Source organism: Mobilisporobacter senegalensis (assembly GCF_003752155.1).
In the GTDB taxonomy this organism is placed as follows: domain Bacteria; phylum Bacillota; class Clostridia; order Lachnospirales; family Lachnospiraceae; genus Mobilisporobacter; species Mobilisporobacter senegalensis.
Genome location: NZ_RJVG01000002.1, coordinates 46,659 through 58,946, shown reverse-complemented (window position 1 = coordinate 58,946; position 12,288 = coordinate 46,659). Strand labels below are relative to the sequence as shown.

General features: G+C 36.1%; 12 protein-coding genes. 1 reads left to right on the top strand and 11 read right to left on the bottom strand.

What is annotated here, in order from left to right; all coding sequences use genetic code 11:
- Positions 1-109: 109 nt before the first annotated feature.
- The 5 genes from EDD66_RS03130 to EDD66_RS03110 form a co-directional block, all read right to left on the bottom strand.
- Entirely contained in the window at positions 110-439 is a 330-nt protein-coding gene (locus EDD66_RS03130) for a MerR family transcriptional regulator (RefSeq protein ID WP_123608108.1), read from the bottom strand.
- A gap of 202 nt (positions 440-641) precedes the next feature.
- Complete coding sequence (locus EDD66_RS03125) at positions 642-1,346, bottom strand: CPBP family intramembrane glutamic endopeptidase (protein WP_170164229.1); 705 nt, start codon at positions 1,344-1,346, stop codon at positions 642-644.
- A 144-nt stretch (positions 1,347-1,490) separates the two neighbouring features.
- Positions 1,491-1,955: a hypothetical protein gene (locus EDD66_RS03120; RefSeq protein WP_123608106.1), complete on the bottom strand. Its 465-nt coding sequence runs from the start codon at positions 1,953-1,955 to the stop codon at positions 1,491-1,493.
- Positions 1,952-2,524: a chromate transporter gene (locus tag EDD66_RS03115; RefSeq protein WP_123608105.1), complete on the bottom strand. Its 573-nt coding sequence runs from the start codon at positions 2,522-2,524 to the stop codon at positions 1,952-1,954. The genes EDD66_RS03120 and EDD66_RS03115 overlap by 4 nt, the downstream gene beginning before the upstream one ends.
- On the bottom strand, positions 2,521-3,171 hold the full coding sequence (locus EDD66_RS03110; RefSeq protein ID WP_123608104.1) for a chromate transporter: 651 nt from the start codon (positions 3,169-3,171) through the stop codon (positions 2,521-2,523). Before EDD66_RS03110 ends, EDD66_RS03115 begins: the two co-directional genes overlap by 4 nt.
- Before the next feature lie 108 nt (positions 3,172-3,279).
- On the opposite strand from EDD66_RS03110, the gene EDD66_RS03105 reads away from it, so the two are divergent.
- Positions 3,280-4,173 carry a LysR family transcriptional regulator gene (locus EDD66_RS03105; protein WP_123608103.1) on the top strand — a complete coding sequence of 298 codons (894 nt, stop codon included), beginning with the start codon at positions 3,280-3,282 and terminating at the stop codon, positions 4,171-4,173.
- Positions 4,174-4,417: 244 nt separating this feature from the next.
- Here EDD66_RS03105 and EDD66_RS03100 read toward each other — a convergent pair whose 3' ends face one another.
- The 6 genes from EDD66_RS03100 to EDD66_RS03075 form a co-directional block, all read right to left on the bottom strand.
- Complete coding sequence (locus EDD66_RS03100) at positions 4,418-6,337, bottom strand: beta-N-acetylhexosaminidase (protein ID WP_170164228.1); 1,920 nt, start codon at positions 6,335-6,337, stop codon at positions 4,418-4,420.
- Positions 6,338-6,342: 5 nt separating this feature from the next.
- Positions 6,343-7,269 carry a BadF/BadG/BcrA/BcrD ATPase family protein gene (locus EDD66_RS03095; RefSeq protein WP_123608101.1) on the bottom strand — a complete coding sequence of 309 codons (927 nt, stop codon included), beginning with the start codon at positions 7,267-7,269 and terminating at the stop codon, positions 6,343-6,345.
- Between the two features lie 2 nt (positions 7,270-7,271).
- The gene (locus EDD66_RS03090) at positions 7,272-8,594 is read right to left on the bottom strand and encodes a 6-phospho-beta-glucosidase (RefSeq protein WP_123608100.1); all 1,323 of its coding nucleotides are present in this window, start codon (positions 8,592-8,594) and stop codon (positions 7,272-7,274) included.
- A 76-nt stretch (positions 8,595-8,670) separates the two neighbouring features.
- Positions 8,671-10,356, bottom strand: coding sequence for an ABC transporter substrate-binding protein (locus EDD66_RS03085; RefSeq protein WP_207667743.1), 1,686 nt, complete (start codon positions 10,354-10,356; stop codon positions 8,671-8,673).
- A gap of 36 nt (positions 10,357-10,392) precedes the next feature.
- The gene (locus tag EDD66_RS03080; protein ID WP_123608099.1) at positions 10,393-11,298 is read right to left on the bottom strand and encodes a carbohydrate ABC transporter permease; all 906 of its coding nucleotides are present in this window, start codon (positions 11,296-11,298) and stop codon (positions 10,393-10,395) included.
- 22 nt (positions 11,299-11,320) lie between these two features.
- Positions 11,321-12,124 (bottom strand): ABC transporter permease, encoded by an 804-nt coding sequence (locus tag EDD66_RS03075; RefSeq protein ID WP_243115285.1) that lies wholly within the window; start codon positions 12,122-12,124, stop codon positions 11,321-11,323.
- Positions 12,125-12,288: the final 164 nt, after the last annotated feature.

The following is a 12,288-nucleotide window of genomic DNA, read 5'->3' as shown; positions in this document are numbered from 1 at the left end:
TGTATAAAAAGGCCAATTGGAATAGTACTCCCAATCAGCCTTTATGATAATACATTATATTTTCATTTACTTTCCCCCAGCATAATCAACTTTTTCGTTCAACCGTGAATTAATCCTCTATTTTACTATATACCCATTCCTCTAATACTTTTTTACTAAATATATAATTATCTCCGATTTTAGTAAAAGGAATTCCTTCTAATTTCCCGTTTTCTATATCTTGAATTAGAGTATCTGGATCATAACCCAGTATAATCCCAGCTCCATAGGGCATCAGAATATCACTATCTATACCAGAATAGCCAGCCATATTAAAGGAACCAGTTAATGAACCAGTCAACTGGTTTCCTTGTTTGATAGATGCTGATAAAATAAGAGAACTAATTATCATTGAAGCTCCTAAAAACAACATACCTATAAATAATAAATTCTTTTTCATGTTTCTTCCCCTTCTACAATGCTGTGTTTAATAGTGAAACTTAGAACTTTACAATTTCTAATATTAAAACTTAATTAATTGCTATTATACTACAATATCATTTTTGCATCTACTATATATTTCCAGTATGATGTAAAAAATCGTCAGAGCCTTTTTAAGAAAAGGTTTCTGACGATTTTTATTAATTATAAGATGAAATGTCTTACCTAAATAACCCACTGCACATATCCATGAATCCATGAAATAACGTGCCAGTCACAATAGAATTAAATTTTTTATATAGGAAGGTAAATACAATATGCCACACTATCAATATAAGCAATGTAATCACATTATTATATATATATTGAAATGTACTCATACCCACCAAAGCCATTTGAAAAGGTATATGCATCAGAGAAAATAGAATACCAGCAATTACTGTTACTCCAATCTCATTATGTATCAGTCCATGAAGTCTTGTCTGAATAAAGCCTCTAAAAATCAATTCTTCAACAAATCCAATGATAATAAAGAAGAAAAAGATTTTATTTAAAATTGTGAGTGGTGAATTCCAATCCCTACCCTGAATAATACCTGGCAATATTGCTCCAAAGAACAGATAAAGAAATCCTGTGATACAGCCCATTATGATAGCTTGTTTTAGCATATATTTCGTGATGCCAATACTACTGAGTTTCTGTTTTCTCAACTTTACAATCCAAATTGTTATCAATACTAAAGTCATGTTAAGAATTTCACCCAGATAGATGTTCCTGGTCAAATACAGATATCCCATAAAATAATATAGAACATAGTGAAATAAAAATAAAACAATAGCCAGAATGCCATCTATCATGTTATATTGTTTTATTTCTTCATAGTAATTTTTATTTCCTCTAAATATCGTACTCATTTTTTCCTTCATACTTATTTCTCTCATTTCCCAGAATCAGAATTAATTTAGCCAATTAACAGCTTGCAATTTATCTAATTATATCACCCATATTTTAGCAAATCAACCCTTGGGCTTTTTATGGAGTTATGGAGGATTCCTCTATTCACTCTGTAATTATACGATCTCAATATCATCCTCACGGAACATTCTGTCTGCCAAAGCATATAGAAGTGCTGCACATTCATCCGTAGTCGTATCTGACAGCTCAATTAAGACTGTGTGCCTTAGCAAACCAGTCAGATGTCCAATCATTTTATTCTGTTTAAGAATCATGATCTCTCGATTATCAAGCTGCTTCATTGTGATTTCCATCCCTTTCCAATATAAACACAAACGTTCTGCCCGAGGAGGCTGAATCAGCAAAGATGTTTTTGATAAATAGATTTTCCCTTCTCCATTGCCTGCGCCTCCCCGCACTGTCAGATGAAGGGATTCTTTTTCTGTAATTGTCCACAGCAATTTGCCGTCCATATCCCTAATGAAACAACTGCCTTTCCTGTATTGAATTACAGCCACGACAGTATCATCCATATGATATAATCTGCTTTTTAAGATGCCTTTCTTAATTTTCCAAATCATTTAGGAATTCCCCCCATTAATAAATTCAGACCAAGTCCAACCACCCCACAAAGGCTCATAACCAATATTGGATTCCATTTCCACTTACGCAGGACAATAAATGCTACGATAAAAGTACCGATTCCAATCCAATCAACAGAACTGAGTTGAATGTGGTTTCCGTTAAACACAACCGTGCCAAGAATTGAAAACCCAGCTGAAGCAATTAGGGCAACAATAGCAGGTCGCAGGCAGGCTAAAATATTCTGAAGTGCAGATACCTGCTTGTATCTGCCATAAATATAAGCAAGTAATGAGACAATGAAGCAGGAAGGCAGAATACAGGCAAAAGTTGCAATAATCGCCCCTCCCATTCCTGCAATGCGGGTTCCTACAAATGATGCAGCATTTACTCCAATGGGGCCGGGCGTCATTTCGGCAATAGTAATGAGATTAATAAATTCATTCATGGACAACCATCCATGTGTTTCTACCACCTGGCTTTGGATTAAAGGCATTGCAGCATATCCTCCTCCAATACTGAATAAGCCAACTTGCAAAAAGCTAATAAAAAGTTGAATATAAATCAAGATTTGACCCCCTGTCTTCTCGGTAAAATGGCCTTGCATATCCCTATCATGCTGGCTGCTAAAATGATGTAAATAACATTTATATCAAATACGAAAGCAGCAACAAACCCTGTTAGCATTATTATAATACTAAGTTTACTTCTTTCTTTAATCACATTTCCTCCAAGTCCCCACACCACATCCAGAATCACTGCTGCCACACCGGCCTGCATTCCTTTCAATAAAAGTGCTACATAACCATTACCGGCAAAAGCCGTGTAGAAAAAAGAGAGGACAGCAAGAATAACCATTGGTGGAAGAATGGTACCGATGACAGCAACGATCATACCGGGAAAACCACATATCTTCCATCCAATCAGAATTGCAGCATTCACTGCAATTGCTCCCGGTGAAGATTGTGCCAAAGCGGACATATCTAACATTTCCTGCTCATTGATCCATTTCAGGTCATCTACAAATTTACGTTTCATAAACGTGATAATTACAAATCCTCCTCCAAATGTAAAGGTGCTGATATACAAGGTATTTAAGAACAAGGTTATCAATAGTTTCCCTCTATGTTCTTTTTTGGCATCTGTCCTTTTGTGTGTTTCTACCTCTTTTTCTCCTATGTCACTTTGCAGTTCTATATCCTTTTCCAGTTCCATATCACTTCCTCCTTCATATCTATCATACCCCTTGCAGTTATATGTGTAAAATGCTATTATTTTATATAAACAATAGCATTTTAGTTATAACAGAAAGTGGGTGCCAATATGACAATTCGCCACATGAAAATATTTTTAGAAGTATATCGCCTGGAGAACATTACGAAAGCTGCGGAGCATCTGCACATGACGCAGCCTGCCGTCACCCGTGTCATCCAGGAAATTGAACAATACTATGGAGTACGCCTGTTTGAACGGTTTAACCGGCGGCTTTCTGTTACGGAAAGCGGAAAAATGCTATATGCACAGGCATTACATATTGTAGACTCCTTTGACACGGTGGAGAAAGGACTGCGTAATTGGGATACCTTTGGTATCCTGCGTATAGGGGCGAGTATCACTCTGGGGAACTACTTTCTTCCTGAATTTATATGCCATTTTCGCTCATTACATCCTAACATAAGGGTGGAAGTGACTGTCTCCAATGGAGGTAACTTACAACAGGCACTGTTAGAAAATAAACTTGATCTGGCATTAATTGAAGGTGGTATCAGTGAATCCGGACTGATTATGGAAGCATTCACAGGTGACTGTCTTAAGCTCATCCTTCCACCTCAACATCCTCTGCTTTCAAAACAACAGGTTTTTCTTAATGACCTGGTCCAATACGATTTCCTTTTACGTGAAAAAGACAGTGCAGGACGTACTTTTCTGGATAATGTATTTGCTATCCATGGTCTTAAAGTACGTCCCCTTTGGGAAAGCGCCAGCACACAGGTCATTATAAAAGCTGTAAGTCAGGGAATTGGTATTTCCATTCTGCCGGAAATACTAGTCCAGCAGGATATTGCATCCCAAACTGTATTTACTCGGGAAATCACTGATGAAAGTTTTAATCGGAAACATTATATCGTCTGGCATAAAAATAAGTATTTGACTCAGGCCGCAAAAGATCTAATCGCTTTATGTAAAGAGTCAGCTCTAAAGAGTCCTGCTTTGTAATTGACTGAGGCATATTTCTGTCCCAACCTTAAATACACCTTCCAATTCCTTGCAGAGCCATTTCCAATACAAAAAATCGTCAGAACCTTTTTAACAAAGAAGTTCTAACGATTTTTATAAAATACAGTTCTATAATAAATATTGGGGTATATGAGTAATCATTTATTCAACATTTATTTTTTGTATTAAAATACATCTATACGAAATCCTCAAATCATATTTGCCCGTGTCGTGTAAATACTGATTATGGATTTATGATTTTGGGGTCTCGTAAATAATGACACAATCCAGTCATAACCTCCCGAATACGATATAACTCACTTTCTCTATTTCTCCCACGCCATAGCTCTTCATATTTTATCTGCCATTTTTCCAATTGGGCGGCTAAATTATCAGCTTTTCTCCTTAGTTTCTCATCATCCAGATTATTATTATCTCTATCAAAATAAAAAGCCTTTATCATGTACCCAACATGCTGCCACAATCTAACCAACTTAGCCATATGGACAGCTTCATTGAAGTCACGTTTTCTGGAAATATCTAATTTACTGTATACTTTGCTCTGACAGCCTTCCAGTTCTTCAATTAAAATATCTAATTTTGCCATGGTTTCTTTATAAAAAGTATATTCCGAGTCTTCAATAGATTCATGAGTACTACCATAGGATACCTCACCAAAAGATACATGAAAATACCATTTCATCAGATGTTCCCATGTTATATGCATATTATTTGATATCTCTGCCAGTAAGGGCAATGGATTTAGATGCTCCATACCATCAAATCCTAAAAAGCTTATAATTTCGTTGTTGTATTCCTCCAGAGTTAAAGAGTCCTCCTTGGAAGGATTCCATGCCATGGCAGCTCCCAGTATGAAACCGGGGAGTGAGGTACTTAGTAAATTAATATTGCCAAAGTCTCCCCATTCTGTAATCAATACACCGTCTGCCTTATATTTCTGCCCATACCGGATCAATCTGGTAATATTTAAAAAGGCTCCCTCATAATCATTAAGTGCCCTATTCCATCCTAATGTACCAGGACATACATATTGTTTTACCAAAGCTTTACTAAAGGCAGATGTAGCGTCCTCTGTAACATCAGGCTCATAATTCCAGTTCATGCAAACGATATCTTTTGGAAGTTCCTGCAGATATTCAGGATGCTCTATAATCATATCCCCAAAGAACATAACCTTTTTCCCCATACCTTCAATAATTTCCATAATGCTTTTTATAAAATCTATATATAATTTAGTAGCACCTACTTGTTTTGCTAAATCCTTATTCTTGCCTTTTCCAATATCAAAAGTCTCATCTCCACAAATATTTACAAGAGGTGAGCGAAACAATGGAACAAAATGATGCAGTACTTTTTTTATAAATTCCAGAGATCCTGGATTCGTACAATCAAGGGTATGATGTAATTGACGTTTCATCCAATTATAAGGCTCATTAGGGAAATTCTCATATTCGCATAAATGCTTATAGGAATCACTTTTTAATATTTCATATAAATGACCAAAGGTCGCAATGCAAGGCACTAATTGTATCATATGCTCCTTACAATAATGATCTAATATTAGGATATCTTCTGCCTTTAGGCCATCTTTCCCAAGATTGATCTCTGAAGTAAAATCAAACATAAAGGTATGTTCTATATATAGTTGGAGCATATTAATCTTAAAATCCGATGCAATATCTACAATCTCCATAAGGTATTCCATTTTGGGAACTCTGCCTCTCGATATATCAATCATCCACCCCCTGTTAGGAAATGCCGGTTCATCTTTCATTTTCATCGCCGGCAGCTTGTTTTTATATCTTGTGATCAGTTGCCTTAACGTTTTTAAACCATAATATATACCTTCCTCTTGTCCTTTTAAGACAATACTATGCTCATTGATCTCTAATTCATAAGCTTCCTTTGATTCACTACTTATTTCTTTAGCCTCTAACATTACCAGATTGCCATCCACTACAGGTTTGGTACCAACTTGTACTAAGATGCCAATCTCATTCCCAATGTGTTTTTGCAAATCCATAAGCCATTTTTTATAAATCAATGTTTCATTGAGAATAAGAACAGTACTTTCCCTTATCCTAAAGAAACCATTCAAAAATTCAAATTTATGTGGGTGTGGAAATAATCCAATGTTATCCATTCTCCTTAACATCCTTTCCTTTGGTCAATTATCAGTCCGATTGCTCCCATTACCGGACTCTTAGTTGGAAATACCGGGTATGCAAAGGGGGCTGTTTGAAGCACTTCCTTCATATAGGCATTGATGAATAACGGTTCACCTGTTTTAAAAAGACTTCCAATTAAAACCATTGGTATTTTCTCATCTTCCAGGTGAAGTCGCTTTATAACTCCCGAAGCATATTGTCCTAATGTCTGCCCCATTTCTTCAAGGAGCATTACAGCCACCGGATCCCTTTTTCTGGCAGTCTGAAAGACAGCAATAGGGATTTGATATCTATGTTCATCAGACATCTCTTCATTTCGGATGATATAACAAATATCATCCATTGTTTTTGCTTTAAATATTTTCTTCATCTCATCTTCTAAAGAAGTTTTTAAATATGTTCCCTCATTAGAACGAAAAGCATAGTGAAGAGCGCTACTCACAAGGTCTCCTCCCCCTCCACGGTTACCAAGCTCATAATCTAAATTTCTTAATATAAGAGATTCTCCTTTTTTATTTCGCCCGGCATGTGCTGCTCCTGTACCACAGATGGATACAATCCCAATATTGTCATCAGCACCAGATCGCAAACCAATCCAAGTGTCATTTACAACATCCACGGGAACATCCCCCATAATACTATGGGCTAAAGGATTTAATATGTCCAGGTCCATTTCATCATCAGCCCCTGCCATTCCAAAAACAGCGTGGCAGATATTCTTTTTTTCTAATACAGACTGATTAAGCGCTTCATCAATAGCTTTTAATATGGATTCTTTTGTTTTTTCAATTCCGCAGACCTGGTAATTACCAGCTCCCCCAAAACCTTCTGCTACTATGCTACCTTTATCGTCGGTAATTACGCAATGGGTTTTCGTTCCACCTGCATCCAGTCCTAAAAGCCACATGTTTATTTCCTCCCCATTTTATCTTTGTAGAAATTATCAAGTAAATCTTTATGGGCATCCAGTAAATCATTCAGTATATTCTTAGCATCCATAACGTCATGTATTAATGGGTTATTTAGGAGTGCTAATAACGCTGTTGTTCTATCACCGGTTACCGCTGCTTTAATAGTTAAAGTCTCATACATTTTAACCTGTTCTACCAAACCTCTTATAGTAGTCGGAAGACTTCCAATATGAATTGGTGTCGCCCCTTGCTTATTTATAATGCAATTAACTTCAACAGCACTATCCTGTGGCAGTTCAGGGATAGTTCCATGATTTATTACATTTACTACATGTAATTCATTACTGTCATTATATATACTATTTATAAGTGAAATAGCTGCCTCAGAATAACGGGCACCTCCCCGCTTGGAAAGTGCTTCTGGTTTTATATTTAATTCTGTATTCTTATATAACTCAAATAATCCTTTTTCTACCTCTAAAACTTCATCTGACCGTGTCCCTTTTGCTGAATGTAAATTCTCAAGTTCTTCCTGAATCATAGATTTTTCAAAATAGAAATACTGTAAATAAGGAGATAGCATGAAACCTAATTGATTTGCAATAATGTCCATCTCTTCTATTTTATTAATATTTTCCACGATTCCTTCTTCCACGTCTATACCAAGGATCTCCGGTAATCGGTCTGCACCATTATAATATGCATGAGTCATAAAACTCAAGTGATTTAAACCGGTAAATTCGCAGTAAAGGTCTTTCGGATTCACGCCTAATCTTTCTGCTGCATCATAATGCATATTAATAGGCACATTACATAATCCGATGCACTTTACCTTACTATATTTATGTATCGCCTCTGTAACTATCCCCGATGGGTTTGTAAAATTAATTAACCAGGCATCCGGGCAGATATTCTCCATATCCCGGCAGATTTCTAACATTACTGGTATGGTTCGAATTGCTTTTGCAAATCCTCCCGGACCAGTTGTTTCCTGTCCAATCACACCATACTGTAAAGGAATCCGTTCATCCTTTCTACGAGCATCTAAACCTCCGACTCTCAACTGAGTTAATACAAAATCGGCACCATTTAAAGCTTCTCTTCTATTAAGGGTATAACTTACATCCACATTCATTTCTGCATTTATAAACATTCTTTTCGCTAAGTCAGTAATAATATTTACTTTTTCTTCTCCCATTAATACATCAACTAAGATTAACTCCTTTACCGGCAAGGTAGTCCTATGTAAAATAATACCCTCCACAAGTTCTGGGGTATAACTGCTACCCCCGCCAATTACAACAATTTTTAATGGTTTCATACGTCCTCCATTTGAGAAGGGGCTATTGCAAAATGCATATATTTAAATTTGCTTTGCAACAGCCCATCTTTATTCATTATTTTTTATTCCAAAGATTAATTTTTCCCTGTATCAATTTATTAAATTCTTCTTCCAATTGCTCTATTCCTATAGCCCTTAATTCTTCCTGATATTCATCCCACAATTTATCAAAGTCTTTTGGCTCTGCAAGTACTGCTGCCGGTATACGTTTCGCTGTAATTTCATCATATTTTTGCATGATGACAGTTGCATCCGTGTCCGAAGGAATATTAATCTGCCATAATACACCATAAGGACTTTCTTCAAATTCCTCTTCCTGAGGATAAATATCTTTCCATGTTTCTGCCCCATAAGCTTCTAATGTTTCCTTTTCAGGTTCTGTGTAAGTATCAATAATACTTTGTTTATAAACAGGACTATAATAGTCTCCGTTTGCATCAACTGCTCCCTGACCATATCCAGGCCATGGCCAGGAATAGATGCCAATACCTGTTCTTGTTGCAAAATCAACATCCTGTGACCATGATTTAAAAGTTTCATCATTAAACTTACGTTTTCCATCCACTATATCATAATGTATACCTTCAATCCCCCAACGAGCTAACACCTGAGCTTCATCAGAGCACATCCAGTCTAAGAATTTAATAGCTGCAACAGGATCTTTACAGCTGGTACTAATACCAACACCGTACCCTCCAGTATATCCCACTGGTCTAAAATCGGCATAAGTATAGGAATCATTTAACACAAGTGGAAACATTCCATATCCTCTTTCTGCTTTTCCTGCTGCAACAAGTGCCTGTTCTGCATCAACATATTCCCATTTTGCATCTGCCAATGCCAGCACCCGCCCTTCCGCTATTTTAGCCTGATATTGATCATATTTCTGGAAGAAACTTTCTGGATCGAGAAGTCCCACGTCATTCATATGATTGAGCCACCGGAAATATTCTTTCTCATCAGAGCGGGTTAAATGAATCTGAGCTTTACTGGCATTTTTATCATAATACCACTCTCCATCATCCGGCCCACCAGTTGCAAAAACAGCAGGATTTGTAACAGATATTTTAATGCGCCAATCATCCGCCAATAAGGATAATCCAACGGTTGGCTTACCGTCAATAGTTGGATATTTTTCCATATACGTTTTTATGGCATCTTCATAATCCTGTAATGTTTCCATCTTAGGATAACCTAATTCTTTTAAAACAGCATATTGAAGTTGAAAACCTGTTTCTGGTTCATATTTCACTTGATTCACTGTTGGCAGACCTAAGAAATAAATGGAAGGATCTTTTTCACTGTATTTTAAACGAGTCAGGTCATCCCCATATAATTTCTTAATATTAGGCCCATATTCTTCAATTAAATCATCAAGTTTTAGAAATCCTCCTGCATCTACTATAATATTGGAATACTCCAGTGCATATATAAAGTCTGGATACTCTCCGCTGGCTGCCATAAAAGACAATTTTTCTCTGGGATCTCCGATTGCAAATTCTTTCTCTAAGGTTACCCCAGTTAGTTCCTTAATTTTTTGTGATACAGGGCTTTTATATCCATCATCCAACTGCCCTGCTGTGGTATCTGCACTCCAATACGTAAATGTAATAGGAGTGTTTTCATCTGTCCCGCCTACTTCTGATATAACATTCTTATCCTTACTACACCCACTAATAAGTGCTGTAAATATCATAAGACAAAGACTGAGTGTGAAAACTTTTTTCATAAATCCTGACATGATCCTTCCCTCCATTATACTACACATTTTATACAATCAATCTTTCACTGCTCCTAAAGTCATGCCCTGTACAAAATACTTTTGTACAAAGGGGTATACTACCAAAATAGGAACAGTAGCAACGATTGTGATTGCCATACGAATAGATTGTGGTGATATTGCATGAACTGTTTGAGCCTGTTGCTTCATTCTTAACATCTGACCCGAGGCTGCTGTATTGGAATTATTCAGTACTTTCATTAATTCATATTGAAGCGTCGTAAGATTTGAATCACTACTATTATATATATAAGTATCGAACCAGGAATTCCAATGGGATACTGCATAATATAACCCAATGGTAGCCATTACAGGTTTACACAGAGGAAGTATAATACGGGTAAATATCTGTAAGTCATTGGCGCCATCAATGCATGCAGCTTCCTGTAAAGCAGAAGGCAAACCGTCTATAAAGGACCTTACGATATAAATATAATATACTCCAATAATTCCTGGTAATATGTATACGGTAAATGAATTAATCATCCCCATCTCTTTCATAAGTAGAAATTCCGGAATCATACCTCCGCTAATATACATAGTAACTGCAAATATATTTGCTACAACTTTCCTTGCAAAAAAGTCTTTTCTGCTGATGACATAGGAAACCATCATGGTACTAATCACTCCAAGGCCTGCCCCTAAAATTGTCCGAATCACAGAATTTATAAATGCAGTAATTAAAATAGGATCTTTAAAAACCTCTTCATAATTTCTTAATGTAAAGACTCTTGGAAAGATATGAATGCCGCCTTTTATAGTGTCATTGGCATCATTAAAAGAGATCGCTAATACATTTAAAAAAGGATAAATCGTAACGATAACAATCAAAAGGAGAACACATATAATGAGCCCATCCACTACTCTGTCTTTTATACTCTTTTTTCTTTTTCGAAATAACATATTATTCACTCCCCTTCATAGATTATATAACCGTTTGGCCATTCCACCTTTTTGCCAATTGATTGGCAAAAAAAAGCAGTATAATACTAACCACTGATTTAAAGATTCCTATGGCTGTTCCAAAGGAATACCGCCCTAATTTAATCCCATAATCAAGGATATATAGATCTAGTACTTTAGAATAATCCTGCACAATAGAATTTCCCAATAAATATTGTTTTTCAAATCCAATGCTAATAATCCAACCAATATCAAGAACCAGAATAACAAGTATTGTACTAATAATTCCCGGAATGGTAATATGTTTTATAGATTGCCACCTGCTTGCCCCGTCTACCTTTGCTGCTTCATAAAGAGTAGGATCGATACCCGCAATTGCAGCTAGAAAAATAATTGAATTCCATCCTAGTTCTTTCCAGATCTCGGCACTGGTACAAATTCCCCAAAACCATCTGGGCAATGCCAAAAATGATATTGGTTCTTTTATTGCTCCAATCAATAGAAGCATCTCATTAACAATTCCGTCCCTTGCTAAAAGAGTTGTAAATAGACCTGCTACTATAACCCATGATACAAAATGAGGTAAATAGGTACTTGTCTGAACTAATTTTTTAAACTTGATACTCTTTACTTCATTTAATAAAATCGCAAAAAGTATGGGTAAGGGAAACCCAAAAATTAATTGCATAAAACTCATTGCAAGAGTATTGCCCATTACATTATAAAACATTGGATCTTGAAATAATGCTATAAAATGTTTTAGCCCTACAAATGGATAGTCAAAGATTCCCATACCTGCTTTGGGTCTATAATCCTGAAAAGCCATTAACCATCCCCATAGTGGTAAATACTTAAAAATAATAATCCATATGAGAAAGGGTAATACCATTAATATTAGATACCTCTGTTTTACAATTGTCTTAATAAATGTTTTTTTATGTATTTTATATCCTGGATGATTCATTATTAAGCTCCCCCATTTCTTCCTTC

Coding starts and splice junctions, on each gene's coding strand:
- EDD66_RS03130 (WP_123608108.1), bottom strand. CDS start 439: ATGAAAAAGAATTTATTATTTATAGGTATGTTGTTTTTAGGAGCTTCA.
- EDD66_RS03125 (WP_170164229.1), bottom strand. CDS start 1,346: ATGAAGGAAAAAATGAGTACGATATTTAGAGGAAATAAAAATTACTAT.
- EDD66_RS03120 (WP_123608106.1), bottom strand. CDS start 1,955: ATGATTTGGAAAATTAAGAAAGGCATCTTAAAAAGCAGATTATATCAT.
- EDD66_RS03110 (WP_123608104.1), bottom strand. CDS start 3,171: ATGGAACTGGAAAAGGATATAGAACTGCAAAGTGACATAGGAGAAAAA.
- EDD66_RS03105 (WP_123608103.1), top strand. CDS start 3,280: ATGACAATTCGCCACATGAAAATATTTTTAGAAGTATATCGCCTGGAG.
- EDD66_RS03100 (WP_170164228.1), bottom strand. CDS start 6,337: ATGGATAACATTGGATTATTTCCACACCCACATAAATTTGAATTTTTG.
- EDD66_RS03095 (WP_123608101.1), bottom strand. CDS start 7,269: ATGTGGCTTTTAGGACTGGATGCAGGTGGAACGAAAACCCATTGCGTA.
- EDD66_RS03090 (WP_123608100.1), bottom strand. CDS start 8,594: ATGAAACCATTAAAAATTGTTGTAATTGGCGGGGGTAGCAGTTATACC.
- EDD66_RS03085 (WP_207667743.1), bottom strand. CDS start 10,356: ATGTCAGGATTTATGAAAAAAGTTTTCACACTCAGTCTTTGTCTTATG.
- EDD66_RS03080 (WP_123608099.1), bottom strand. CDS start 11,298: ATGTTATTTCGAAAAAGAAAAAAGAGTATAAAAGACAGAGTAGTGGAT.
- EDD66_RS03075 (WP_243115285.1), bottom strand. CDS start 12,124: ATGGCTTTTCAGGATTATAGACCCAAAGCAGGTATGGGAATCTTTGAC.